At 44.3% G+C, this 25,174-nt stretch carries 22 protein-coding genes; 15 read left to right on the top strand and 7 right to left on the bottom strand.

The features are described from left to right. Positions 1 to 308: 308 nt before the first annotated feature. Entirely contained in the window at positions 309 to 569 is a 261-nt protein-coding gene (locus tag FFR00_RS08825) for a hypothetical protein (protein ID WP_161985128.1), read from the top strand. 130 nt (positions 570 to 699) lie between these two features. Here the strand turns inward: FFR00_RS08825 and FFR00_RS08820 are convergent, their stop codons facing one another. From FFR00_RS08820 to FFR00_RS08800, 5 genes are all read right to left on the bottom strand, one after another. Continuing rightward, positions 700 to 1,143, bottom strand: coding sequence for a hypothetical protein (locus tag FFR00_RS08820; RefSeq protein WP_137673023.1), 444 nt, complete (start codon positions 1,141 to 1,143; stop codon positions 700 to 702). Positions 1,144 to 1,341: 198 nt separating this feature from the next. Further along, complete coding sequence (locus tag FFR00_RS08815; RefSeq protein WP_137673022.1) at positions 1,342 to 1,725, bottom strand: DUF2919 family protein; 384 nt, start codon at positions 1,723 to 1,725, stop codon at positions 1,342 to 1,344. A gap of 7 nt (positions 1,726 to 1,732) precedes the next feature. After that, positions 1,733 to 2,920 carry a peptidoglycan binding protein CsiV gene (locus tag FFR00_RS08810; RefSeq protein WP_137673021.1) on the bottom strand — a complete coding sequence of 396 codons (1,188 nt, stop codon included), beginning with the start codon at positions 2,918 to 2,920 and terminating at the stop codon, positions 1,733 to 1,735. After that, positions 2,904 to 6,359 carry a transcription-repair coupling factor gene (gene mfd / locus FFR00_RS08805; protein ID WP_137673020.1) on the bottom strand — a complete coding sequence of 1,152 codons (3,456 nt, stop codon included), beginning with the start codon at positions 6,357 to 6,359 and terminating at the stop codon, positions 2,904 to 2,906. Before mfd ends, FFR00_RS08810 begins: the two co-directional genes overlap by 17 nt. 9 nt (positions 6,360 to 6,368) lie before the next feature. Beyond that, positions 6,369 to 6,947 (bottom strand): hypothetical protein, encoded by a 579-nt coding sequence (locus FFR00_RS08800; protein WP_137673019.1) that lies wholly within the window; start codon positions 6,945 to 6,947, stop codon positions 6,369 to 6,371. 216 nt (positions 6,948 to 7,163) lie between these two features. Between FFR00_RS08800 and FFR00_RS08795 the strand changes: the two genes are divergently transcribed. Genes FFR00_RS08795 through lolE form a run of 3 tightly spaced genes read left to right on the top strand, consistent with a single transcriptional unit; the run spans position 7,164 to position 10,279 of the window. Then, a complete protein-coding gene (locus tag FFR00_RS08795; protein ID WP_137673018.1) occupies positions 7,164 to 8,348 on the top strand; it encodes a lipoprotein-releasing ABC transporter permease subunit in 1,185 nt (394 codons plus the stop codon). Next, positions 8,341 to 9,039 carry a lipoprotein-releasing ABC transporter ATP-binding protein LolD gene (lolD, locus tag FFR00_RS08790; protein WP_137673017.1) on the top strand — a complete coding sequence of 233 codons (699 nt, stop codon included), beginning with the start codon at positions 8,341 to 8,343 and terminating at the stop codon, positions 9,037 to 9,039. The genes FFR00_RS08795 and lolD overlap by 8 nt, the downstream gene beginning before the upstream one ends. A gap of 1 nt (position 9,040) precedes the next feature. After that, positions 9,041 to 10,279, top strand: coding sequence for a lipoprotein-releasing ABC transporter permease subunit LolE (gene lolE / locus FFR00_RS08785; RefSeq protein ID WP_137673016.1), 1,239 nt, complete (start codon positions 9,041 to 9,043; stop codon positions 10,277 to 10,279). A gap of 43 nt (positions 10,280 to 10,322) precedes the next feature. Here lolE and FFR00_RS08780 read toward each other — a convergent pair whose 3' ends face one another. Continuing rightward, positions 10,323 to 10,826, bottom strand: coding sequence for a DUF2062 domain-containing protein (locus FFR00_RS08780; protein WP_137673015.1), 504 nt, complete (start codon positions 10,824 to 10,826; stop codon positions 10,323 to 10,325). A gap of 68 nt (positions 10,827 to 10,894) precedes the next feature. Between FFR00_RS08780 and FFR00_RS08775 the strand changes: the two genes are divergently transcribed. The 6 genes from FFR00_RS08775 to FFR00_RS08750 are packed head-to-tail and all read left to right on the top strand — an operon-like array spanning position 10,895 to position 17,281. After that, positions 10,895 to 13,078 (top strand): DNA internalization-related competence protein ComEC/Rec2, encoded by a 2,184-nt coding sequence (locus tag FFR00_RS08775; protein ID WP_161985127.1) that lies wholly within the window; start codon positions 10,895 to 10,897, stop codon positions 13,076 to 13,078. A 56-nt stretch (positions 13,079 to 13,134) separates the two neighbouring features. Beyond that, positions 13,135 to 14,883 carry a lipid A export permease/ATP-binding protein MsbA gene (gene msbA, locus FFR00_RS08770; protein ID WP_137673013.1) on the top strand — a complete coding sequence of 583 codons (1,749 nt, stop codon included), beginning with the start codon at positions 13,135 to 13,137 and terminating at the stop codon, positions 14,881 to 14,883. Continuing rightward, positions 14,883 to 15,869 carry a tetraacyldisaccharide 4'-kinase gene (gene lpxK, locus FFR00_RS08765; protein WP_235836188.1) on the top strand — a complete coding sequence of 329 codons (987 nt, stop codon included), beginning with the start codon at positions 14,883 to 14,885 and terminating at the stop codon, positions 15,867 to 15,869. The genes msbA and lpxK overlap by 1 nt, the downstream gene beginning before the upstream one ends. Continuing rightward, a complete protein-coding gene (locus FFR00_RS08760; protein ID WP_137673012.1) occupies positions 15,853 to 16,041 on the top strand; it encodes a Trm112 family protein in 189 nt (62 codons plus the stop codon). Before lpxK ends, FFR00_RS08760 begins: the two co-directional genes overlap by 17 nt. Further along, entirely contained in the window at positions 16,038 to 16,772 is a 735-nt protein-coding gene (gene kdsB, locus FFR00_RS08755) for a 3-deoxy-manno-octulosonate cytidylyltransferase (RefSeq protein ID WP_137673011.1), read from the top strand. The genes FFR00_RS08760 and kdsB overlap by 4 nt, the downstream gene beginning before the upstream one ends. Before the next feature lie 32 nt (positions 16,773 to 16,804). Continuing rightward, complete coding sequence (locus FFR00_RS08750) at positions 16,805 to 17,281, top strand: DUF2947 domain-containing protein (RefSeq protein ID WP_137673010.1); 477 nt, start codon at positions 16,805 to 16,807, stop codon at positions 17,279 to 17,281. 70 nt (positions 17,282 to 17,351) lie between these two features. On the opposite strand, the gene gltA is transcribed toward FFR00_RS08750, so the two are convergent. After that, positions 17,352 to 18,623 (bottom strand): citrate synthase, encoded by a 1,272-nt coding sequence (gene gltA / locus FFR00_RS08745; RefSeq protein ID WP_137673009.1) that lies wholly within the window; start codon positions 18,621 to 18,623, stop codon positions 17,352 to 17,354. 336 nt (positions 18,624 to 18,959) lie between these two features. On the opposite strand from gltA, the gene sdhC reads away from it, so the two are divergent. The 5 genes from sdhC to sucA all read left to right on the top strand — a co-directional run bounded on the left by sdhC (position 18,960) and on the right by sucA (position 25,164). Further along, positions 18,960 to 19,403, top strand: a complete 444-nt coding sequence (sdhC, locus tag FFR00_RS08740) for a succinate dehydrogenase cytochrome b556 subunit (protein WP_137673008.1) — start codon at positions 18,960 to 18,962, stop codon at positions 19,401 to 19,403. Beyond that, positions 19,397 to 19,738, top strand: coding sequence for a succinate dehydrogenase, hydrophobic membrane anchor protein (sdhD, locus tag FFR00_RS08735; RefSeq protein ID WP_137673007.1), 342 nt, complete (start codon positions 19,397 to 19,399; stop codon positions 19,736 to 19,738). Before sdhC ends, sdhD begins: the two co-directional genes overlap by 7 nt. Before the next feature lie 5 nt (positions 19,739 to 19,743). Then, a complete protein-coding gene (gene sdhA / locus FFR00_RS08730) occupies positions 19,744 to 21,513 on the top strand; it encodes a succinate dehydrogenase flavoprotein subunit (protein ID WP_137673006.1) in 1,770 nt (589 codons plus the stop codon). Between the two features lie 11 nt (positions 21,514 to 21,524). Next, positions 21,525 to 22,238, top strand: coding sequence for a succinate dehydrogenase iron-sulfur subunit (locus tag FFR00_RS08725; RefSeq protein WP_137673005.1), 714 nt, complete (start codon positions 21,525 to 21,527; stop codon positions 22,236 to 22,238). A 124-nt stretch (positions 22,239 to 22,362) separates the two neighbouring features. Then, positions 22,363 to 25,164 carry a 2-oxoglutarate dehydrogenase E1 component gene (gene sucA, locus FFR00_RS08720; protein WP_137673004.1) on the top strand — a complete coding sequence of 934 codons (2,802 nt, stop codon included), beginning with the start codon at positions 22,363 to 22,365 and terminating at the stop codon, positions 25,162 to 25,164. Positions 25,165 to 25,174 lie beyond the last annotated feature (10 nt).

Genomic DNA, 25,174 nt, shown 5'->3' with positions numbered 1-25,174 from the left:
TATGAGTCAGTAACTCGAGCCGCAGAACAGCTTGACCTGACTCAATAGACAGTAAGCAATGCACTTTCCCGGTTAGAAACAATTGGCCAAGAGCTGCTTACCCGCATTGTTCGAGACATAACTCCAATGTCATTAGCACAAGGCTTTTATTCTAGCCGGCAAGTTGCTTTGCTTAACATTGAAGGGTTTATTGCCAAGGGGTGATGCTCCATAAGCTACGATAAAAACTCGCTATAGCACTTAAGGATAGTGCGATAGGTGTGATGTTGATTGAATTGTCCAGCGATGAGCAAGGAACCTACGAGGATATGAGCAGTGAAAGTGTCGATGTTGTTATTGATGTATGTGCACCAGAGAGTGTAACCTTTAACTCTCTGGTCATTCAGCGAGATAAATTGTGTTGCATTGCTAATCGATCGCTCCCTCGCTTACGAATCGGAGACCTTACCCGGGCTGCTTATTTAGCCGAGCTGAATGTAATGTTCGATATACGCAGCTTTACCTTAGCAGCCTTGCTTGAATCAGGTAAAGCTGGTATCGAAGGTGATAGTTCAGTAATGAAAAAATGACAGAGGTATCAATACACTCTGATGGTTCTTTTGAAATCCTACCTTGCCCGTCGAAGGGCCAAGAAGTAGATCCTTACACCTACAACTAGCTAACACAGAATATGAGTACCTATTAATGTGGTCATTTTTACTATTCTGTGGCGTGAATAATCGCGGACACATGGTTTTCAACCACTGTAAAAGCCACTTTATCTCCTACTTTAAAATCGTGACCATGCACTAAGCAGTTATATTCTTTTCCTTGTTTGTCTTTCAGTATTAGGCGGTCAATATACTCGCCAAATTTTTCGTTAGTAATGTCTTGGCCTATGAAAGCGCCTGCGGTACCTATAATGGCGTTAGCACTTCCACCACCAATTTGTCCGCCGACTAAAGCACCAATAAACGAGCCGCCAAATTGTTTACCTAACGAGGCATCTTTCTTTACTTCGCGAATATTTGATACCTCACCGACATGCCGAACTATATTGGGAGAGCTATCAAGTTGATCGGTAGGCACTTCTTTTTGAGGCGAAGTACATCCTTGAATCGTTAAGAGTAGAGTGGCCAATAGGTAAGTCCGTAGCATATTCATGTCATTTCCTTATCGGTGCTTTATGATCTTGGCTTAGCGGTAGAAAGTGCTCAGGAAAAGTATAATCCAATAAGGTGTTTTAGTTGGCGAAACTAAGTAAGCACCAAGAATTTTATTCATGAAAGAAAAGAGAGGGTAACCATTGAGGGCCGAATACCCAGTTTTTTTAGAGGCTTAGGTAAGGAGAGAAATTAAGGGTTATGGCTTGTCTAACGCAGACTTAAACACGATAAAAATCATCATCAAGCTAATCCACAAGGTGACTGCATTCAGCGCCTCAAAACGCCAAAAATTGAGATTTATGGAATGAACTTGAATCGCTATATCAGCAAGGAGTAAAACTAAGATCCCCCATAACTGCCAGCGTATCGAAAGTTTCTGCCATAGCTTAGGGAAGATTAAACGAGTGAGTGGCAGGGCGCCCATCGCAAGCCCAAAATAGAACCAGAAATGGTCGGGGTAAAGCAGCCCCAGTATTTTATCACCAGTTTGGCGAGAGCTGGCGGCAATCGCCAGCAATAACCACGTTCTGCTTAACAGCGCACAGGCAAACAGTACGCTGGGTTGATTTGCTAATAACACCGTTTAATTAAGATGCTGGCGTAGCGCTAGCGCTTGGTTCAGGCGAGTTATCCTCGGTTAGCTGTGCTTGTTCATTCTCCCCTGGGCTTTCTTCAACATTATCTGCAACGGGCAACGACTCAGCACTGTTGGTTAGGTTTGTTTGCTCTTCTGGGCTGCGGCGGATTTGAATCAGCATTCCCATTAGCGGATGATCAAAATAGTGAATTTCGCTGGAGCGAACTCGGCGTTTTTGATCAAATTTAAAGCTCTGTAGTTGCTCTTCTGTTTGATACTCAGTGACTAAACTACCAGCTTCAACATTGTTAGCATCAGCGCTTAATAACACCACTTGTTGCTGCTCTTCTTCATCAGAAAGAGCGGCTTCTACCACCACTGTACTGAGTTCAGTTTCGGTAGTTAACGGTTCTTCGCTAGCATTAATATCAAGCAACTCTTGCTCGGGTTCGTTAATTAACAGCTCTACATCTTCAGGTCGCTTAAGCAGCAGCTCTGTTTCAATGTATAAGTAGTGTTGAAGGTACACACGAATGCCGCCTTCTAATTCCCAAATCGCAGCAGCAGCTTCAGGCTCTATATCAAACGCTCCAACGGCAGTATCGGGGGCGTCAAACAGCGAAATGTTTTCAGCAGCTAAATCAAAGCCTTGGCTTTCCTCAATTATTGCATCGTCAGAGAAATTTAATGAGCCAAGTAAACGTCCATTTTCGTTAAAACGGGTCGAGAAATCTTCGCCTGCTTGAATTTGGTAGTGTTTAGCGCGATTACGCGGGGCAACAATTTCACGCCAACCTAGGTGAAGTAAGGGCGTAAAAGCAGCATGCTGTTTAAGCTTATTAAACTCGTCATTTAGTTCTAGCTGCTGTTTGCTCAGCATTTGGCGTTTTGTTGAGCCAGTGACAGGCCAGCCTCTACCGTCTATGCTCACCGGTAACTTATCAAATCGGGGGGCAATGCAGGGCTCTAACTCATCATTACAACCAAACAGCGGCGCGAGCAATGGTTCGCTGGTATTTACGCCTAGCGTTTGTGGCTGCGGCCAATATTCTTGGCTACTTTCCACACTTACATTTCGCTTAAAAAAGATAACTTCTATGTCAAACCAGCGAGGTTCTTGAGCAACACTCGGTAAGCTGGTTAGTGTTACTGCTGCTAACGTGGTTAGCTGCAGGGCATTTTTAAGAGTTTGTCGCATTGGCAGTAAATTGCTCCAATAATGATTCGATCAAGCTTAATCGTTGTTCTGGGCTGTCGCTAGGTACCGCAAATTTAAGTTTATTTGCGCCTTCTAGGCGATAAATTGCTGGTTGTGATTGTAACAGGCTTACTAGAAAAGCGGCATTAACTTTTGTTGATTCGCCGAACTCTACTACACCACCTTTTGGTCCTGCTTCTACCCGTTTGATACCGAGTTGTTCGGCTTCAATTTTTAGCTTTTGTACTTCAAATAGGTTTTTTGCTTGCTCTGGCAGTAAACCAAAGCGGTCGATGAGTTCAACTTGTAATTCACGCATTTCTGGTTGGTCTGCACAATTGGCAATGCGTTTGTACATGGTTAGGCGAGTAGTAACATCAAAAATATAGTCGTCAGGCAGCAATGCTGGCACGCGCAATTCAATCTCGCATTGGTCTGTTTGGCTTAAGTCCCAATTCAAGTCTTGGCCGTTTTTAAGAGCCGTCACGGCTCTATCAAGCATTTCCATATACAAGGTGAAACCTACCGCTTCAATTTGTCCGCTTTGGTCATCACCTAATAGCTCGCCAGCTCCCCGAATTTCTAAATCGTGAGTGGCAAGCGTAAAGCCTGCGCCTAAGTCTTCTAACTGGGCAATAGCATCCAAACGTTTAATCGCGTCTTTGGTGATAAGCTTTGGCGGTGGCGTGAGTAGGTACGCATATGCTTGGTGATGTGAGCGACCAACTCGACCACGTAATTGGTGCAACTGGGCTAATCCAAAGTTGTCGGCGCGGTTAATAATAATGGTGTTGGCGCTAGGGATGTCGATACCGGTTTCGATAATGGTGGTACACACCAAAACGTTAAAACGCTGATGGTGGAAATCACTCATTATTCGTTCTAACTCACGCTCGCGCATTTGTCCGTGAGCCACGGTTATACGGGCTTGCGGTAACCATTCACGTAGTTCTTGGGCCACGCGGTCAATGGTGTCTACTTTATTATGTAGGAAGTAAACTTGGCCACCACGCATCACTTCACGGCTTATCGCTTCTTTAATTAAAGCTGAGTCGTGTTCGCGAACAAAGGTTTTTACTGCTAAACGCTTAGCTGGCGGTGTGGCAATAATCGATAAATCTCGCATGCCGCTCATCGCCATATTCAAAGTACGCGGAATTGGCGTAGCGGTTAGTGTCAGAATATCGATATTAGCCCGCATGGCTTTGATTTGTTCTTTTTGCCTTACTCCAAAACGGTGTTCTTCATCTATTACCAATAAACCTAAATCGGAATACTTCACGTCTTTACTAAGTAGCTTATGGGTACCAATAATAATGTCGACTTTGCCGGCGGCTAAGTCTTTAAGTACTAGGTTTTGTTCTTTGGTGGTTTTAAAGCGCGATAGCGAGGCGACTTCGATTGGCCAATTAGCAAAGCGGTCGCTAAAGTTATCGAAATGCTGCTGGGCTAGTAGGGTGGTTGGCACTAATACTGCGACTTGCTTACCGGCATTCACCGCCACAAACGCTGCGCGCATGGCTACCTCTGTTTTACCAAAGCCTACATCACCACATACTAGGCGATCCATGGCATTTGGCGTTTGCATGTCTTGCAGTGTGGCCCCAATTGCTTGTTGCTGATCATCGGTTTCTTCAAAGGGGAAGTCTGACGAAAACTGCTGATAAGCTGCATCGTCTAATTCATAGCCAAAACCAGGCTTGGCGGCGCGCTTGGCGTAAACTTCCAGCAACTCGGCGGCAACATCGCGAATTTTCTCTGCTGCTTTTTGTTTGGCTTTTTGCCACTGGTCGTTGCCCAGTTTATGTAGCGGAGCGGTTTCGTCATTTGCGCCTGAATAGCGACTAATTAAATGCAATGCATTAACGGGAACGTAAAGCTTGGCTTGATTAGCATATTCAAGCGTTAAAAATTCAGTTTTTATGCCGCCATTTTCAAAGCTGGTTAAACCGAAATAACGACCCACACCATGCTCAATGTGAACCACCGGCTGACCAATAGTTAGCTCAGCCAAGTTGCGAATAAGTACATCGGGATTTAGCGTTTTGCTAGAGGCCTTGCGCTGTTTAGCGCGAACCTTATCGCCCAGTAAATCTACTTCGCTAATGAGTTGTATGTTTGGTTCTTTGAGCTCAAAGCCTTTGTCTAGCGGCGCTACCACCATGGCTAAGCTATCTTTGCTGGCAATAAAATCGGCAATGCTGCTGTAGTCTTTTAAACGCAGCTTTAGTGGGCTTAGCAGGTTTTTAAGGGCTTCGCGGCGGCCTTCTGTTTCTGCAATAAAGCAGGTCTTTGGCTGCGGGTGATGCTCTAAATAATGACTAAGCGCTTGTAAGGGAAGATTTAAGCGATGATTAACACTTAAATCGGGCAGGGTATGCGCGTCTAAATTTAGTTTGCCTTGGCTGCTACGTGCAGGGCCTTTATGTAGTTTTACTCCAGCAAACAGTTTTAATTCTTTAAAGCACTGCTCGGTACTTTGATAAAGCTCATCGGGCGGCAAGATTGGGCGCGCTTTATCGTAGCGGCGGTTTTCGTAGCGCTCACCTAATTCGCTCCAAAACTGTTTGCCTGCATGATCTAAATCGCCCACCTTTAAAATAACGGTATTTGCTGCAAGTTGATCAGTTAGACTTTCGGTGTGCGCATGAAACAGCGGTAAGTAGTATTCGATACCAGCCGGCATGATGCCTTTAGATACTTGCTGGTATATAGAACCTGCATCACGGCTGGGTTCAAAACGGTCTCGCCATTGCTGGCGGAAGGTTTCAATACCGCTATTATCCGTTGGGAACTCATGAGCGGGCAGCAAGGTGATGCTTTTGTGCTGTTCTGCACTGCGCTGGGTGTCGGGGTCAAATTCACGAATACTGTCGAGTTCGTCATCGAAAAAGTCTAAACGAAAAGGAAAGTTGCTCCCCATGGGGTATAAATCGAGCAAGCTGCCGCGTAGTGCAAATTCGCCATGCTCCATAACTTGGTCAACATGCTGATAACCGGCACTCACTAAACGTTCTTTAAATGCCGCCAAATTTAGCTGCTGGCCAACCTTGAGCTGTAAGCTGTGTTTAGCTAAAAACTCTGCGGGGGCGCAACGTTGCAGCCAAGTGGCAATAGGCGCTATAAGCACACTATTTTTATCGTGACTTAACTGATTAAGGCTTAATATTCGCTGCGATACAATGTCTTGGTGAGGTGAGAAGGTATCGTAGGGGAGTGTTTCCCAGTCGGGTAATAAATGCAGCGCACGCTGTGGCTGCAAGCCATTTACTTCTCGCTCGATTTGAAGCGCACTGCGAGTATCTTCAGTAAGAATAACTATTGGGGCGTCAAGTTGAGCAATATATTCTTGAATAACAAACGCCAATGCGCTGCCTGGGAGGTTGCTAACTTGTTTTTGATCGCCTGCAGATTCAGGACACGGTAAATTTAGTAACACAGAAAACTCTTATTTGTCGGCTTGCAGGCGAGCATCGGCTCGGGCTTTTAGTTGTTGGCTTTGCACGTGTAAGCTTGCTCGTACCAAGGCTTCTACGTCTTCATCGCGAATAAGTTTGTAGCTTATTTCAATAAGATGTTGGCTGCGATGGGCAATCGCCTTTGATTGCAATACCTCACCATAACAAAATACTGCGGTTGACTCTTCTGGTAGAAAAATCTTTAACTTGAGTAATTGGCCTTCCGGTAGTGCTTCTTTCCAAAAGCAGTGTATTTCAGAACCACCAAATTGTTGGCTTAATGTGCGCTGTGCTGGACTGTCTTGTTGGACTAATACATAACTGAGCACGCGGTTCAGCTTTTGTTCTTGCGCATGTAAATAGCTTAGTAATTGCTCACCGGCTTCGCCCAATTGTTTAATGGCCCGTAAACCTAATAATGATTGATGTTGACCGGGGTTAGCCAAAATAAATGGCTCGGGAATGCTAGCTTCAAATTCTGCAGTTGACTGAGGTAGCGCGCTGTTATCAATAGTTTCTAGATTAACGTTGAGCTGATGGGTAACACTAAAATACTGTTGATCCTGCATATTTCCCTACAAGCGCCGAGCGGCGAGTTATCAAATAGACCATGCTTAAAAGCGTAGTTGAAGGCGAAATTACAACAAGTTGTGTAACGGATTGCAAATAAACTGAATATCTTTGTTTTTTATGTGATTAAGCTAAGGATCTGACTTGTTGGGCTAACTGGCGCGCGGTATGATTAGCGCGATTTTTTACAACGCCTAGGGATGTCTGCCGCTTCGATGAAATTGATTGGCTTTATAGCATGGCGGTTCTCGCGAGGAGCCAAACAACAACGCTTCGCTTCATTTGTAAGTTGGTTCTCTACCTTGGGTATTACCCTTGGTGTGGCAGCACTCATTACGGTGATCTCGGTAATGAATGGTTTTGAACACCAGCTCAAACAACGTATTTTGAACTTAGTTCCTCATCTCACGTTATCTTCTCAACAACTCGCGCCAAGTGCCTTAAGCAACGTAGCAAATGCTCCTTTGGTATTAAGCGAAGTAGTCTTGCAAAGCAGTACTAATTTGCATGCCGCAATGATGCAAGGCATTGATGTGACTCAGCAAGCTGATGCAGCGTTGTTACGTAAAAAAATGCTAATTGGTGACTTGGATAGCTTACAGGCCGGCAGCTATAACGCGGTTATTGGTATTGGTGTAGCAAACGCGTTAGGTGTGCGCCTTGGCGATACTATTCGTTTATTGGCCACCGATAGGCTGGTGTATACACCGTTAGGGGAAATGCCTTCACAACGTAACTTTGTGGTATCGGGGGTGTTTGAGTTTGCCGCAGAGGTCGATAAACAGTTCATCTTGGTGAATATTGAAGACAGCGCTCGCTTGCTTCGCTCACCTGTGGATGCGGTAAGCCAACAGCGTTATTTCTTAGACGATCCTTTTCAAATTGAAACCCTCTCTAAACAGTTAGATGCCGCCTCGATTGAATATCAAGATTGGCGAAGATTTTACGGTGAACTATTTGCTGCAGTAAAAATGGAAAAAAACATGATGGGTATGCTGTTCTGTTTAATTATTGCAGTAGCTGCCTTTAACATTCTTTCTAGTCTAGTGATGATGGTAGGAGAAAAACGCAGTGATGTTGCCATTTTGCAAACACTGGGTTTATCTCGCGACAAAGTTGTGATGGTGTTTGTTGTGCAAGGTGCTTGGAGTGGCTGTATAGGCGCCGCGGTAGGGGCGCTAAGTGGTTGGTGGTTGAGCAATAACATTAACATGGTTATGTCGGGAATCGGTTTGAACTTTGCGGCTAATTTAGGTGGCGCAGGTTTACCCGTATTACAACGTAGCGACCAGATTATCTTTATTACGGTTTCTGCCATGCTGTTAAGCATTGTAGCAACCATTTATCCCGCTTGGCGAGCCAGCAAAATTCACCCTGCAGAGGCACTTCGTTATGAGTGAGCTTAATGCTCAGCCCGTTTTAGTGGCAAAAAATATTTGTAAAACTTACCAAGATGGTAGCCAGTTTACCGAAGTACTGCATGGCGTAGATTTTAGTGTTTACCCAGGAGAAGCGGTTGCTATTGTTGGAAGTTCAGGCTCGGGTAAAAGTACCTTATTGCATATTCTTGGCGGGCTCGATGAGGCCAACGAAGGCGAAGTAAGCATTGATAAACAACGTATCGATGGCTTAACGAGCAAGCAACTTGCAAAACTGCGTAATCAAAAGCTAGGTTTCATTTACCAGTTTCACCACCTGTTGGGTGAGTTTTCGGCAATAGAGAATGTAGCAATGCCGCTATTAATAGCTGGTAAGCCTAAAAAAGTAGCCTATGGCAAAGCAAAGAGTTTGTTAGAACGTGTAGGTTTAGGACATCGCTTAACGCATCGACCTGCCGAGCTATCTGGGGGGGAACGGCAACGTACCGCTATTGCCAGAGCCTTAGTGAATGAGCCGAGTTTAGTGCTAGCCGATGAACCTACCGGTAATCTTGATAGCCACAGTACAGAGTCCATCTACCAACTAATTTTAGAGCTCAACCGCGACTTAAATACAGCTTTTGTGGTGGTGACTCACGACTTAGCATTAGCGGCTAAGTTTAGCCGTCAGGCGTATATGCAAGATGGCAACTTTGTTGCCAAAGGCGAATAGCATGCGGCTGCCTTTATCTTTTTTTATTGGTTTACGTTACCACCGCGCTAAAAACAGTAATGGCTTTATTTCGTTTATTTCAGCGTCTTCTACCCTAGGTATTGTATTAGGTGTGGCGGTGTTAATTATTGGCTTGTCGGTAATGAATGGTTTTGAAAGGGAGTTGCGTGACCGTTTTTTAGCCATTGTAAGCCATGGGGAATTAGAGGCTGTAAATCCTCCCCTTAGTGACCATGAGCAACTATTAAGCTCGGCTACCAATAACAGTCAAGTATTAGGTGCCGCCCCTTACATCAGCTTTAGTGCTTTGGTACAAAAAGGCAAAATAATGAAAGCCTTGGCTCTTAAAGGTATTGACCCTGAGCTAGAAAAAAACGTGACTAATCTGCATCAATACGTGGGGGACGACGCTTGGCATGCCTTAGCCGAGAACCAAGCTCAACTGGTGTTAGGTGCGGGTATCGCTGATTTGCTGGGCGTATCGGTAGGCGAGCAAGTGACCTTGTTGCTACCCAAGGCTAATCAGCAAAATAGGCTCAGTTCGCCACAGCGTATTAGAGTAAAAGTGGTGGGCTTAATGAACGCTGGCGGCCAGTTGGACAACCAGCTAGCATTTATTAATTTGGCTTATGCTCAAAAGCTTATGCAGTGGCAAGAGGGCGTATCTGGAATTAGTTTAAGGGTTGTCGACCCACTGAAAGCCGATAAAGTGGTGCGTTCGGTAGCCAAAACCTATCCGCAGTTAGTGTATATCAAAAGCTGGATCCGCCAACATGGGTACTTGTATCAAGATATCCAATTAGTTCGCACCATTATGTATGCCATCATGTTGTTAATTGTTGCAGTTGCTAGCTTTAACATTGTTTCCACCCTTATTTTAGCTGTGAGTGAAAAACGCGGAGATATTGCGATTCTTAAAACCATGGGGGCCAGTGATGCCAGCTTGCTGCGCAGCTTTGTGGTTTACGGTTCTTACAACGGTGTATTAGGTTGCGCTTGGGGAGCCGTTTTAGGTATTGCCGGTAGCTTTGGTTTACCTAAATTAGTCGGGTTAATTGAGAGTTTAATGGGGCATACTTTATTATCTGCCGATATCTACTTTATCGATTTCTTACCCGTTAAACTAATTTGGACAGATGTATTAGCGGTGGTTGGGGCGGCATTATTATTGAGTATGTTGGCCACCATTTGGCCTGCTTGGCAAGCGACCAGAGTGAAGCCTGCTCAAGAACTGGGTTAAGGCAATGCAGATGCAAAAAAGGAGCGATTAAGCTCCTTTTTTATTAACGACGTTTACGGTAACGGCGTCGTACGGAGTATCGCCACAGTGCGTTTATTGAAAAGTAACCAAGTATTGAAAAGATAATACCGCAGACCAAACTACCTAACAAGAACGCCGGACCTATGGTCGCTATTAAATGTTCTAAGCCATGCCATGATAATTCTAAATGATAATCAGCAACGGGTTGTCCCAATATGCCAGTGCCTACGATATAACAAAAATAGAAAATAGCGGGAATAGTAAAAGGATTCGAAATCCATACTAATGCTACTGAAAGCGGCAAATTTACTTTAAACATTATTGCTAAAGCTGCCGCAATAATCATTTGCGACGGTAAGGGTATAAAAGCAACAAATAGCCCAATTGCAAAGGCACCAGCCGCAGAGCGTCGATTAAGGTGCCACAAATTAGGGTTGTGCAACCAGTCACCAAAAAACTTAAGGTGTTTGTTAGCTTTTAGCTCTTCTGTTTTAGGAATAAATCGTTGTATCGTCTTTTTTGGCATATAGTTTGTTATTGATAATAAACTTCTTATGACATATGAACGTCTTTTTACTAGCAAGTTTGCTAGCAATGACATCATCGTTAATCTGGCCTAGTTTACTGAGCCTACCTTTACTATATGTTAGCTACGTTGCACTAGCGGCTTTACTTTGGAAAAGAAAGCTCTGGGCTGCTGGCTTCATATTTGGCGTGTGTTGGATAAACAGCCATGCGCTGTATTATCAGTCATGGATTGTTGATATCCAACAAAAAGCGGCCAACTTTAGCATACATGGCGTGGTCTTGGCAGTTGATAATAATCAATACTGGCAAAAAGTTACGCTGCAAGTTGACCAACTCGATACTAGATCAAGTTTAGCATGGTGGAAGCCTAAGCTAAGTTTGTACCATTCGCCTCAGAATAATCAAAGCCAAATCTTACAGCCTGGTCAATCGATTCAAGCTATCGCTAAACTTAAACCCGTATTTGCCAGTATTAACCCTGCGGGATTCAATTACGCTCGTTGGCTCGTTTCAAAGTCAATGGTGGGACGGGGTAGTTTGGTTTCGCACCAAGTCTTAGGTGAACAGGTGTCGTTTCGTGAGCGCTGGGTGGCGAACTTAGCGGGGCAATTAAGTGGCTATAAATATGGTGGAGAGCTACTTGCCTTAATGGTTGGTGATAAACGCTTATTGAATTCTGAGCGGCGAACGCTGTATCAACAATCTGGTTTAGGTCATTTATTTGTTCTATCAGGTTTGCATTTAGGCATTGCAGCAATGTGGTCTTGGTGGCTGTTTCGTTTAATAGGGCTAGTTATTCGAATGCCTCACGCTAGTGGTCCGTTGATCGCGAGTTTTGGGTGTTGCCTGATTTATTGCTGGTTGGCAAATTGGCAGCTATCAATGATGCGAGCTTTGTTGATGTATGGCTGTTTATTGGTGTTTGGTTTAACTACCCAAAGGCGTAACTTAGCCTCTGGCATTGTTGTTAGCGCTTTTATCATTCTGTTGCTTTGGCCGTTTAGTTTGTATAGCAACGGTTTTTGGCTGTCATATACAGCGGTATCATCGGTTTTACTTTGTTTATGGCTAGGCCCTAGTAACAAGCTACTGATGCTTGTTCTTATTCAAGCGATGATTGGTATTGCTATGTTACCGATTCAAGTGGCTATGTTTGGTCAGTTACCGAGTGGCGCTTTATTGCTAAACCTCGTCGCTGTTCCGTTATTTAGTGTGATTTTGGTGCCGCTTAACTTGTTGTTAATGTTAGGGCTCTCTTTTGATTTTCCAAGTGTGGAGAATTTAGCAGAGTTACTCAATAATTTGTTTGCAGTGTCGTTTCGAGGTTTAGACTTTTTGGCCGGTCTTCAAGCAGTGAGCTTTACAACACCCATTGCCTTATTGGGCTTGTGTGTGTTGTTGTTTAGTGTGTTGTTAACTGCGAGTGCAGTAGGTCGGCGCTTTGCCATTGCTTATCTAACCGTTTTGCTGTTAGTTCCTTTGTTCAACTCATTTTGGCCTAGAAGCCTCAATTGGCAAGTATATGTATTGGATGTTGGGCAAGGTTTGGCTGTTGTTATTGAGCATAACAATCAAGCTTTAATTTTTGATAGTGGCCCGCGTTTTAGAAGTGGTTTTTCTTATGCCGAAAGCGTGATTTTGCCACTATTGGTAGACTTACGTGTTGAGTACGTGACAGCTATTGTGACCAGTCATGGTGATAACGATCATGCAGGAGGAAGGAGTGTACTTGAAGAGGCTTTTCCTAAAGCGTTACGGTTTTATGGCCGCGATAAACGATTACCAGATGAACGATGTAATGAGCAAATGAAATGGGGAGAGCTAGCGCTGACATTTCGTATGGCGAATTTAGGTGAGGGAAACAACGGCTCATGCACTTTGCGGATTTTCGATGGTAACTACAGCTTGTTACTGACAGGAGACATAGAACAAATGGCTGAACAACAATTGTTAGCGGAAGGCTTGACTAAAGTGAGTTTTTTACTGAGCCCGCATCATGGTAGTAACAGCTCATCTTCTAACGGGTTTATTAATGCATTACAGCCCGAAATAGTGATGCATAGCAGCGGTGCTTACAATCGTTTTGGTTTTCCTCACACATCAGTTACCGAGCGATATTCTGCCAGTGAACAGTTTGTTACAGGAAAGGGCGGCGCGATTCATCTTGAAATTGGTGACCGTTCATACCAAGTCACTCAGCAGCGCTATCTCACTTCAAGCCCATGGTACCAACAAATCATCAGTTGGTGATTTCTCTATAAACCGCTAAACTAAGGCAATTTTTCCGATGGAATAACTCTGTTCTTATGATTCCAGAAACAGCTACTGATACAAAAGCGAACTATATCCGCTTATTAAGCTACGTAAAAGATCGCAAAATTGGCCTGATTGTCGCAATTATAGGCATGATTGGTTACGGTGCGGTTGATACGCTATTTGTGTATTCAATTAAGCCTCTTATCGATGAAGGCTTGTCGGGGAAAAACCCCGACATTATGACTTATATGCCGATCTTCATCTTGGGGATTGTGTTATTGCGCGGTATATGCGGATTTGCTAGTAGTTACGGGATGTCTTGGGTAGGTGGTCACCTTGTGATGAAAATCCAACGGCAAATATTTAACCACCTGATGTTAATGCCAGTGTCGTTTTTTGATAAAAACCCAACCGGCACCTTATTGTCAAAAATCACCTATGATTCTAACCAGGTGAGTACTGCAGCTACCGCTAGTTTAGTGAACTTAGTTCGCGAAAGCGCCACTATCATTGGCTTGCTGTGCTTGATGTTCTATAACAGCTGGCAATTGTCATTGATCTTCTTTGTTATTGGCCCTCCGGTTGGTTTTGCTATTAGCTTGGTGAGCCGTCGTTTCCGTAAAATTAGTACTCATTTGCAACATGCGGTAGGGAATGTCACTACAACTAGTGAACAAATGTTGAACGGACATCGTGAAATTCTATCTTTTGGTGGTCAGCCAAAAGAAGAAGAGCGCTTTAACAGTGCCAGTAATATGATTCGACGTCAGCAGATGAAAATGGCAACGGTAAGTGCAATTGCTAACCCTGCAGTGCAATTTATTGCGTCTATTGGCTTATCTGTAGTGTTGTTTGCAGCATCTTCTCCAGAGCTAGTACAAGAGCTTACGCCGGGTACTTTTACCATTATTGTTACGTCAATGATGATGTTACTAAAACCGCTTCGCGTGATCACTCAACTAAATAACGATGTACAACGTGCAATGGCCGCTTGTACAAGCTTGTTCTCAGTGCTGGACATGGATCCTGAAAATGATAAAGGCACTTTCGAAACGCCGAGAGCTCAAGGTAAAGTCGTTCTAAAAGATGTGCAGTTTACCTACCCAACCAAAAATGAATTAGTGCTTAAAGGCATTAATTTAACCATTGATGAGGGGCAAACGGTGGCGTTAGTGGGGCGCTCAGGTAGTGGTAAAACCACTATTGCCAGCTTGTTACCCAAGTTTTATGAAGTTCAGCAAGGCTCTGTGTTGTTAGACGACAGACCCATTCAAGACTACAAACTCGCTAATTTGCGTGAGCAGTTTGCCCAAGTGTCTCAAACGGTACACTTGTTCAGTGGCACTATCGCCGACAATATTGGCTATGCCAAAGAAGACGCAAGCCGAGAAGACATTGAGCGAGTTGCTGAAATGGCTAACGTGACCAGTTTTGTTGATAAGTTTGAAGACGGCTTTGATACTATTATTGGTGAGAAAGGTGTGATGTTATCGGGTGGTCAGAGACAACGGATCGCCATTGCACGCGCATTGTTAAAAGATTCACCTGTGCTGATTTTAGATGAAGCGACTTCAGCTTTGGATACGGAATCAGAACGTAAAATTCAAGAAGCGATAGATAGAGTATGTTCAGACAGAACCGCAATTGTGATTGCTCATCGACTTTCAACCATTGAAAGTGCAGACGTTATCGTTGTACTGGATGAAGGAGTGATTGTAGAGCAAGGTAGTCATGCTGAGCTAATGGCTCACAAAGGAACTTATCACCAATTACACCAAATTCAATTTGGCGAAAAATAGTGACCTTTTGGTATCAACACGCGCGGCAGCATAAAGGAAAATTACTTTTATTACTGCCGCTTAGTTATCTGTTTCGTTTAGTAACGATTGTTCGGCGTTTAGCCTTTAATCGAGGCTGGGTGGCGAGTTACAGACCGCCTGTACCCGTGGCGATAGTAGGTAATATTAGTGTTGGCGGGAATGGTAAAACACCGGTTGTTCTAGCCTTAGTCAAAGCAGCTCAAGAACGTGGGTTTAAGCCCGGCGTAGTGAGCCGCGGATATGGCGGTACTGCCAAAAATTATCCCTACAATGTGACTGAATTTAGCGCAGCGGCAGAATGCGGTGATGAACCTTTACTGATTCACCTACGAACTCAATGCCCTGTTGTGGTGGATCCTAATCGTAGCCAAGCCTGTAAAAGTATTGTTGAACAAGGTGTCGACCTCATCATTTGTGATGATGGCATGCAACATTATGCTTTACAGCGCGATATAGAAATTGCCGTGATCGATTCGCAACGCCGACTCGGAAATGGCTTTTGTTTACCCGCAGGGCCGCTGAGAGAGCCCGCAAGCCGTTTAAGCGATGTAGATCTAATCGTGAGTAATGGGCAACCTAGTTATTCACCTGAAAGCCATCTATTGCAATTGCAACCTAATGCGCTGAAAGTCGTTAAGGGCAGTGGCGATATTCAAAGTGATAAACATTTTGATGCAGCCTTTGCAGGGATAGGTAATCCTGAGCGCTTTTTTGATTCTCTTGAATACTTGGGTTTTTCAGTTAAACAACGAATTAACTTAGAAGATCACCGGCCCCTAAGCCAAGAACAACATAAAGAATTGCTTGATAAAAGCGTGATTATGACAGAGAAAGATGCCATAAAATATCGCGATAGTGCCGGCACTAATTGGTATTATTTACCCGTAGATAGCGTGTTGCCAGAGCAGTTTTATCAACAGTTCTTCTCTTTATTACAGGAAAAATCTCATGTCAGTAGAACATAACCTATTAGAAATTGTGGCTTGCCCTCTATGTAAAGGTAAGTTGCATTTCGATAAACCTAACAACGAACTGGTGTGTAAATTTGACCGTTTAGCTTATCCAGTGAAAGATGCTATTCCTGTTTTGTTGGTCAACGAAGCACGTGAAATGTCAGCCAATGAGTTACCGCAATGAAGTTTGTGGTAGTTATACCGGCGCGTTATCAATCTACGCGTTTACCAGCAAAGCCCTTACAAGATATTGCAGGTAAAACCATGATTGAAAGGGTGTACCAACAAGCGTGTAAGTCGGGGGCTGAACGAGTAGTGATTGCTACTGATGATCAGCGCATTGTTGAGGTTGCTAACAGCTTTAACGCAGAGGTGATTTTAACCGCTGATACTCATGAGTCCGGCACTGAACGTTTGGCTGAAGTATGTGAGCGGCTAAATTTTGCCGACGATACCATTGTGGTAAACGTACAAGGCGATGAACCGCTTATTCCTCCAGCGGTGATTAGTCAGGTTGCAGGTTTATTAGATAAAGCGCCAGAAGTGAAGATGGCGAGTTTATCGGTGCCTATTACCGATGATACAGATATTCATGATCCTAACGTGGTGAAAGTGGTGTGTGATAAAGATGACCACGCCTTGTATTTTAGTCGCTCGGCCGTGCCACACGAGCGTGATGGTGGTTGGCGCAGTGAGCTTTACTCTCGCCATATCGGTATTTACGCATACCGTTGTCATTTTGTCGGCGAATATTTGCAGTTAAGTCCTTCTCCTATTGAAAAAATAGAGAAGCTAGAGCAACTGCGAGTGCTTTGGCATGGATACAAAATAAAAATGGCTCAAGCGATAGAAACACCTGCGCATGGCGTGGATACACCCGAAGATCTAGAGAAAATCAGAGCCCTTTTTAATTAGCCTTTTTATAATGGTAAGTAACCAGAGAACGTATGAATTACATTCCTTTAAGTGAGCATAAAAAAGCATGGATCTTTAAACGTGCTGATTTACCCGTGAGTGAGGCAGACTCCAGCCTAATAAAACCAATGACTGACACTCGCGCTACGTTACTTTGGAAAGAATCCGTCAGCAAACAAGTAGATCACCCAGACTTTTTTAGAAAAGGAGATTGGGCTTTTAATATGGATACTTGGACTGAGCAAGGTAATTGGGAAGATGTTTGGGATAGCGATCAACTTACCTTGCCGGAAGAACTGTTAGAACACCTACAGTGGCAAGATAATACGGTGGTTTATTACTGTAACGACCAACACAATGTAATTGAAACGACCTGGGCGGTGTTTAAGCGATGCTGGAAGAACTTTCTGTTTATGGACGATGGTGCATTGTTGATGGCTAAAAAGCGTAGTGAAGTCGCGCAATTTCTTGCCAATGGCAGTTATCAATACGGTAACAAGCCTAGTTAACTAAATCGAAAGATAAAAAAATCCGAAACCTAAGTTTCGGATTTTTTGTTTAGCGCTCAGCAAATAAGATTTACTTGAACGGGCGGTGTGGTTCACCAGTGTAAAGCTGACGTGGACGACCAATTCGCTGAGTCGACTCTTCCATCATTTCTTTCCAGTGAGCAATCCAACCTACTGTGCGAGATAGCGCGAAGATTACCGTGAACATACTTACTGGGATACCGATAGCTTTAAGCACGATACCAGAGTAGAAATCTACGTTAGGGAACAATTTCTTCTCTTTAAAGTACGGGTCAGAAAGGGCTATACGTTCTAGTTCCATTGCAACATCCAATAATGGATCGTCAATGTTTAGCTCGTTGAGTACTTCATGACAGCTTTCACGCATTACAGTAGCGCGTGGATCGTAGTTTTTGTAAACGCGATGTCCAAAGCCCATTAGGCGGAATGGGTCATCTTTGTCTTTAGCGCGTTCAATAAACTCTGGAATACGGTCTACCGAGCCAATTTCTTCTAACATAGTTAGACATGCTTCGTTGGCACCACCGTGAGCAGGACCCCACAAACAGGCAATACCAGCAGCGATACACGCAAATGGGTTAGCACCTGATGAACCTGCTAAGCGTACTGTAGAAGTAGAAGCGTTCTGCTCGTGGTCTGCATGCAAAGTAAAGATGCGATCCATAGCGCGTTCTACAACTGGGCTTACCTTATATTCTTCAGTAGGTACCGAGAACATCATATTCAAGAAGTTTGCTGCATAGCTTAAATCGTTACGAGGGTAAACGAACGGTTGGCCAGCAGAATACTTGTAGCTCATGGCTGCAAGCGTTGGCATCTTGGAGATTAAGCGGTAAGCCGCTATTTCGCGGTGACGCTCGTTAGAAATATCCATCGAGTCGTGGTAGAAAGCAGACAAAGCACCAACTACACCCACCATGATCGCCATAGGGTGCGAATCACGACGGAAACCTTGGAAAAAGTGGATTAACTGTTCGTGCACCATGGTGTGGCGTGTAACAGTTGTTTTAAATTTCTCGTATTGTTCAACGTTTGGTCGCTCGCCGAACAAAAGAATATAACAAACTTCAAGGTAATCAGCATGTTTTGCTAGGTCCTCAATTGAGTAACCTCGGTGTAACAAAATACCTTGTTCACCATCAATATAGGTGATTTTTGATTCACATGAAGCGGTCGCTAAGAAACCTGGATCAAAGGTAAAATACCCTTTTTTACCTAGAGTTCGAACATCAATTACGTCATGTCCCGCTGTACCAGACATTATAGGCAAATCATATGCCTCTTGGCCTGGCAGCGTTAGGGTGGCTTTATTGTCAGCCATAGCACGTCTCCCTTGCTTGTTCTAATTGTATTGTTATTTTGGATACAAAGCGCAGCACATTCTGACCCAACATTAGACCAAATGTCAATTAGCCTTGGTTGTGATTTATGGTGACTTATAGCGTTAATGTTAATTTTTCGATTTAAGTTGGCTGTTTCGTTGCGCTAAATTAGCTAAATGAAGGAAATGTTAATTGTATTTGTATAATGTGGGCGTTATACTTTGCTCGAAGTATAGCGCTAGTCCGAGCATTTTTTGCGCAATATAAATGGTAGTTTTTAGACTTTAGTCTAGTTTATGGCCTTAAGTTCACAAAATTAACATTATCGCAACTCGATGCCCTGTCCAGAGCTTCACTTTATAATCATAATAATACTCAAGGACCTGAGTGGGCAGAGAATCGTGAAAACAAAACAAAGACCAGTAAACCTCGACCTACAAACCATCAGATTTCCCATTACCGCTATTGCATCCATCTTGCATCGTGTTTCCGGTGTGATTACATTTTTCGCCTTGGCTATTTTGCTTGGCCTACTTGCTGAATCCCTTCAATCAGCAGAAGGTTTTGCAAATGTGCAGTCTATTATGGATAACTTCTTGGTTAAGTTAATCATTTGGGCCAGCCTTACTGCGTTGATGTATCACATAGTTGGCGGAATACGTCACTTGATTCAGGACATGGGCTATTGGGAAGAGCTAGATAGTGCCTCATCTAGCGCTAAAATCTCATTCATTATCACTGCTGTACTCGCAGTACTAATGGGAGTAATCGTATGGTAACTAATGCTGCAACTTTTGGCCGTAGCGGCGTACATGACTATTTGCTCATTCGCGCAACCGCCATTATCTTAACTTTATATACAATCTACTTGTTAGGCTTCTTCGCATTTAACGATGTGACATATCAGTCTTGGAGTGGATTCTTCGCTTGGCTTCCAACCAAAGTGTTTACCTTGCTTGCGCTGTTCTCGATGTTGATACACGCATGGATTGGCTTATGGCAGGTATTAACCGACTACGTTAAATGCACGTCATTGCGTTTAGGTTTACAGTTTTCTTTAACAGTTCTAGCGCTTGTATATGTCGCTAGTGGCTTGTTTATTATTTGGGGGTAAGTCGAGTGGCAATTTCTATTCGAGAATTCGATGCCGTAGTTATCGGCGCAGGCGGTGCGGGTATGCGCGCTGCTCTACAAATTTCTGAAGAGGGCAAGTCTTGTGCCCTTATATCTAAAGTGTTTCCTACTCGCTCTCACACCGTATCTGCCCAGGGTGGTATTACGGTTGCTTTAGGTAACTCTCACAAAGATAACTGGCAATGGCACATGTACGATACCGTTAAAGGGTCTGACTACATTGGTGACCAAGATGCCATTGAATATATGTGTAATGTAGGCCCAGAGGTCATTATTGAGCTAGAGAAGATGGGATTACCCTTTTCTCGATTCGAAGACGGTTCTATCTACCAACGACCATTTGGTGGTCAATCTAAAGAGTTTGGCGGCGAGCAGGCAGCACGTACTGCGGCTGCAGCCGACCGAACCGGTCATGCTTTGTTACATACGCTTTATCAACAAAACGTTAAGAAAAAGACCACCATTTTCTCTGAATGGTATGCCTTAGACTTAGTGAAAAATGCTGAAGGTGAAGTGGTTGGTTGTACCGCCATGGATATCGATAGCGGCGAAGTGGTTTATTTCAAAGCAAAAGCGACGGTTTTAGCAACGGGTGGAGCAGGGCGTATTTTTGCTTCTACTACCAATGCACACATTAATACTGGCGACGGTGTTGGCATGGCGTTACGTGCTGGCGTACCAATCCAAGATATGGAGATGTGGCAATTCCACCCAACGGGTATTGCTGGTGCTGGAGTACTGGTTACCGAAGGTTGTCGTGGTGAAGGTGGTTACCTTCTTAATAAAGACGGTGAACGCTTTATGGAGCGTTACGCGCCAAATGCTAAAGACTTAGCCGGCCGTGATGTTGTTGCTCGCTCGATGATGACAGAAATTCGTGAAGGCCGAGGCTGTGACGGCCCATGGGGTCCACACCTTAAACTAAAACTTGATCACCTTGGTGAAGAAGTATTAGAAAGCCGTTTACCGGGTATTTGTGAATTATCTCGTACCTTTGCTCACGTTGATCCAGTAAAAGAGCCTATTCCGGTGATTCCTACTTGTCACTACCAAATGGGTGGCGTGCCTTGTAATGTAAATGGCCAAGCTATTACTAAAGACGAGAACGGTGAAGATAAAATCATCAATGGCTTGTTTGCGGTAGGTGAAATTGCCTGTGTATCGGTACACGGAGCAAACCGCTTAGGTGGTAACTCACTGCTTGATTTGGTGGTGTTTGGCCGCGCAGCAGGTAAGTTCTTAGGTGAATACTTAAGCGATGACATCAACATGGCAGACGCTACCGAAGAAGAGTTAGCAGCAGCGATGGCGCGATACAATCGTTGGGAAAATTCAACGTCTGACGGTGAAGACCCAGTGCAAATCCGTAAAGACTTGCAGCAGTGTATGCAACTTAACTTCTCAGTATTCCGCGAAGGGGAGTCTATGGCTCAAGGCTTAGAAGAGTTACAGGTTATTCGTAAGCGCTTAGAAAATGCTCGCCTTGATGACAAATCAACTGACTTTAATACCCAGCGTGTTGAATGCCTCGAGTTAGATAACTTAATGGCTACCGCTATTGCAACGGCTCACGCTGCAAACTTCAGAACTGAAAGCCGTGGTGCGCATAGCCGCTTCGACTTCCCAGAGCGCGACGATGCACAGTGGTTATGCCACTCGCTATTCGATCCAGCTACTGAAACTATGGGGCGTCGTGAGGTGAACATGTCACCAAACCTGCGTGAAGCTTTTGAACCTAAAGTTCGTACATATTAAGGAGGCGGCAAATGAACGTTAATTTTTCTTTGTACCGCTACAACCCGGATACTGATACCAAGCCAAATATGAAGTCATATCAACTTGAGGTCCCTGAGGGCTCTGATATGATGGTGCTAGATGCATTAATTTTGCTTAAAGAACAAGACCCTAGCATCGCTTTCCGCCGCTCTTGCCGCGAAGGGGTTTGTGGTTCAGACGGTATTAACATGAACGGTAAAAATGGTCTGGCATGTGTTACACCTTTGTCAGACTTATTGGGTAAAGGCGATATTGTTATCCGCCCGTTACCTGGCCTTCCTGTGGTTCGCGACTTGGTTGTGGACATGGGACAGTTCTATGATAACTATGCTCGCATTAAGCCATTTTTGATTAATGATGAGCAGATTCCGCCAGCTCGCGAAAACTTGCAGAGCCCAGAAGAGCGTGAAAAGTTAGACGGTATGTACGAATGTATCTTATGTGCATGTTGTTCAACTTCTTGTCCTTCATTCTGGTGGAATCCTGAGAAATTTGTTGGCCCTGCTGGCCTATTGGCAGCATACCGCTGGCTTGCAGACAGCCGTGATACAGCAACAGACGAACGATTATCAGAATTAGATGATGCTTTCAGCGTTTTTCGTTGCCATGGCATTATGAATTGTGTAAGTGTTTGTCCTAAAGGATTAAACCCGACAAAAGCAATCGGCCATATTAAGTCGATGCTGATAAAACGGGCTGTTTAGCAAAAGTTAATTTTTATAATTAGCTTGGTTCTAAATAGCCATTTTACTTCGGTAGAATGGCTATTTTTTTATCAAACCCTATAAAGTCATACAGTGACGTAGAAAATAAAGGGATAGCGTTTAAATGCAAAATGGCGTATTGAAAGCCTGGCTAGAGTCCTCGCATTTAGCTGGTGCCAACTCGACCTATGTGGAAGACCTCTATGAGGCGTTTTTAGAAGATCCTTCATCTGTATCTGAAGAATGGCAGGAAGTATTCACTGAACTCCCTGCTGTAGAAGGTACATCTGAAGATACCCCGCACGCTCCAATTCGTGATTACTTTCGCCGTTTAGCGAAAGATACCTCTCGTTTTAGTTCGCCTGTTGAAGATCCTCAACATGGTGCCAAACAAGTTAAAGTGCTGCAGTTAATTAATGCTTACCGCTTCCGTGGTCATCAGCATGCGCAACTGGATCCTTTAGGTTTATGGCAGCAAGAACGTGTAGCCGACCTCACTCCTGAGTTTCATGCTTTAGATAGCGCAGACTTTGAAGAAACCTTTAATGTAGGTTCTTACGCCATTGGTAAAGACACCATGGCGCTTAAAGATTTGCACAAATCTTTGCTTAAAACCTACTGTGGCTCAATCGGTGCTGAGTATATGCACATCACCGATACGGATGAAAAACGCTGGATTCAAAGCCGTTTAGAGTCTGTAGAAGGCCAAGGTGAGTTTACTCAAGAAGATCGGGTTCGTTTCCTTAAAAGCTTAACCGCAGCCGAAGGCTTAGAAAAATACCTAGGGGCTAAATTCCCTGGTGCTAAGCGTTTCTCGCTAGAAGGCGGTGACAGCTTACTGGTTATGCTAAAAGAGATTGTTCGCTCTGCCGGTATCCAAGGTACTAAAGAAGTTGTAGTGGGCATGGCTCACCGCGGTCGCCTAAACGTATTGGTGAATGTGTTAGGTAAAAATCCATCAGAATTGTTTGATGAGTTTGCCGGTAAACACGACGATACTTGGGGCACTGGTGATGTAAAATATCACCAAGGTTTTAGTTCAGACTTTGCCACTCCGGGTGGTAATGTGCACATGTCATTAGCGTTTAACCCGTCTCACTTAGAGATTGTTAATCCAGTAGTCATGGGCTCGGTACGTGCCAGGCAAGATCGACGTGCAGGTGAGAATTGTCTGCCTATTACTATTCATGGTGATTCGGCGATTGCCGGGCAGGGCGTAGTCCAAGAAACTTTTAATATGTCACAAGCGCGTGGCTTTAAAGTGGGCGGTACGGTGCGCATTGTAGTAAACAACCAGGTTGGTTTTACTACCTCTAATCCTCGCGATACTCGCTCAACACAATATTGTACTGATATTGCGAAAATGGTTCAGGCGCCGATTTTCCACGTTAATGGCGATGACCCAGAGGCTGTCGCTTTCGTTAGCCGCATGGCCTTAGATTACCGCAATACCTTTAAGCGTGATGTCGTGATTGATTTGGTATGTTATCGCCGCCATGGGCATAACGAAGCCGATGAGCCAAATGCTACACAGCCTTTGATGTACCAAAAAATCAAAAAACACCCAACGCCGCGTAAGTTTTACGCCGATGTATTGGTAGAACGTGGCCAGTTAGATAGTGCCGAAGTCACTGCGCTAGTTAATGGTTACCGTGACCAACTCGATAACGGCGATTGTGTTGTCGACGAATGGCGACCGATGACCGAACACAGTGTTGATTGGCGTCCCTACCTTGGTCACGAGTGGGACATGGAGTACAGCTCTTCATTGCCAATCGAAGCCGTTAAAGATTTAGGTGAGCGTTTAACCAAACTGCCGGAAGAGCACAAGCTTCACCCACGAGTTAAGAAAATTAACGACGATCGTATGTTAATGACTCGTGGAGAAAAACCGGTTGATTGGGGCTTTGCAGAGAACTTGGCGTATGCGAGCTTGCTTGATGAAAAGCAAAATATTCGTATCACTGGTCAGGATTCTGGTCGTGGAACATTCTTCCACCGTCATGCTGTATTACACAATCAAACTGATGCCTCTACCTATGTACCGCTTAAGAACTTAGCTGAAGACCAAGGCCATTTAGCCCTATTTGACTCAGTATTGTCAGAAGAAGCTGTGTTAGCGTTTGAATATGGTTACACCACTGCAGAGCCTTCTACCTTAGTGATTTGGGAAGCGCAGTTTGGTGACTTTGCTAACGGCGCTCAAGTGGTTATTGATCAATTCTTATCTTCAGGCGAGCAAAAATGGGGCCGTATGTGTGGCTTGGTTATGTTGCTTCCTCATGGTTACGAAGGTCAAGGCCCAGAGCACTCATCAGCGCGTTTAGAACGTTACCTTCAGCTATGTGCTGAGCACAACATGCAAGTGTGTGTGCCATCTACGCCAGCTCAGGTTTACCATATGTTGCGTCGTCAACAGGTGCGTCCAATGCGTCGTCCACTGGTGGTTATGTCGCCTAAGTCGTTGTTACGTCATCCATTGGCGGTATCTAGTTTAGAAGAGTTGGCCGATGGTCAGTTTCAAAATGCGATACCAGAAATTGATGATTTAGATCCAGCGCAAGTGCGCCAAGTGGTGATGTGTTCGGGTAAAGTGTATTACGACTTGCTAGAGCAGCGCCGTAAGAACGAGCAGACTGACGTAGCGATTATTCGCGTAGAGCAGTTGTACCCGTTCCCAGACCAAGACGTGCAACAGATTTTTGAGCAATACAAACACGTAGAAAGATTTGTTTGGTGTCAGGAAGAACCACTAAATCAGGGTGCTTGGTATAGTAGCCAGCATCACTTTAAATCGGTAATCCCTGCCGGAGCAGATTTACGTTATGCTGGCCGACCAGCATCAGCATCACCTGCGGTTGGGTATATGTCTCTTCACTTAAAACAACAACGCGCCCTCGTTACTGATGCGTTGACAGTTGAATAAAAAAGAATAA

The organism is Agarivorans sp. Toyoura001, assembly GCF_005405585.1.
Taxonomy (GTDB): Bacteria; Pseudomonadota; Gammaproteobacteria; order Enterobacterales; family Celerinatantimonadaceae; genus Agarivorans.
This window is presented reverse-complemented; position numbering and strand designations above follow the sequence as displayed.

Bases quoted from the DNA above. Each gene is read 5' to 3' on its own strand.
- FFR00_RS08725 (WP_137673005.1), top strand. From the start codon at position 21,525: ATGAACGTTAATTTTTCTTTGTACCGCTACAACCCGGATACTGATACC.
- FFR00_RS08750 (WP_137673010.1), top strand. From the start codon at position 16,805: ATGAATTACATTCCTTTAAGTGAGCATAAAAAAGCATGGATCTTTAAA.
- lolD (WP_137673017.1), top strand. From the start codon at position 8,341: ATGAGTGAGCTTAATGCTCAGCCCGTTTTAGTGGCAAAAAATATTTGT.
- FFR00_RS08775 (WP_161985127.1), top strand. From the start codon at position 10,895: ATGACATCATCGTTAATCTGGCCTAGTTTACTGAGCCTACCTTTACTA.
- FFR00_RS08825 (WP_161985128.1), top strand. From the start codon at position 309: ATGAGCAGTGAAAGTGTCGATGTTGTTATTGATGTATGTGCACCAGAG.
- gltA (WP_137673009.1), bottom strand. From the start codon at position 18,623: ATGGCTGACAATAAAGCCACCCTAACGCTGCCAGGCCAAGAGGCATAT.
- FFR00_RS08810 (WP_137673021.1), bottom strand. From the start codon at position 2,920: ATGCGACAAACTCTTAAAAATGCCCTGCAGCTAACCACGTTAGCAGCA.
- sdhD (WP_137673007.1), top strand. From the start codon at position 19,397: ATGGTAACTAATGCTGCAACTTTTGGCCGTAGCGGCGTACATGACTAT.
- sucA (WP_137673004.1), top strand. From the start codon at position 22,363: ATGCAAAATGGCGTATTGAAAGCCTGGCTAGAGTCCTCGCATTTAGCT.
- FFR00_RS08780 (WP_137673015.1), bottom strand. From the start codon at position 10,826: ATGCCAAAAAAGACGATACAACGATTTATTCCTAAAACAGAAGAGCTA.
- lolE (WP_137673016.1), top strand. From the start codon at position 9,041: ATGCGGCTGCCTTTATCTTTTTTTATTGGTTTACGTTACCACCGCGCT.
- FFR00_RS08800 (WP_137673019.1), bottom strand. From the start codon at position 6,947: ATGCAGGATCAACAGTATTTTAGTGTTACCCATCAGCTCAACGTTAAT.
- FFR00_RS08795 (WP_137673018.1), top strand. From the start codon at position 7,164: ATGAAATTGATTGGCTTTATAGCATGGCGGTTCTCGCGAGGAGCCAAA.
- FFR00_RS08760 (WP_137673012.1), top strand. From the start codon at position 15,853: ATGTCAGTAGAACATAACCTATTAGAAATTGTGGCTTGCCCTCTATGT.
- kdsB (WP_137673011.1), top strand. From the start codon at position 16,038: ATGAAGTTTGTGGTAGTTATACCGGCGCGTTATCAATCTACGCGTTTA.
- sdhC (WP_137673008.1), top strand. From the start codon at position 18,960: ATGCCCTGTCCAGAGCTTCACTTTATAATCATAATAATACTCAAGGAC.
- msbA (WP_137673013.1), top strand. From the start codon at position 13,135: ATGATTCCAGAAACAGCTACTGATACAAAAGCGAACTATATCCGCTTA.
- FFR00_RS08820 (WP_137673023.1), bottom strand. From the start codon at position 1,143: ATGAATATGCTACGGACTTACCTATTGGCCACTCTACTCTTAACGATT.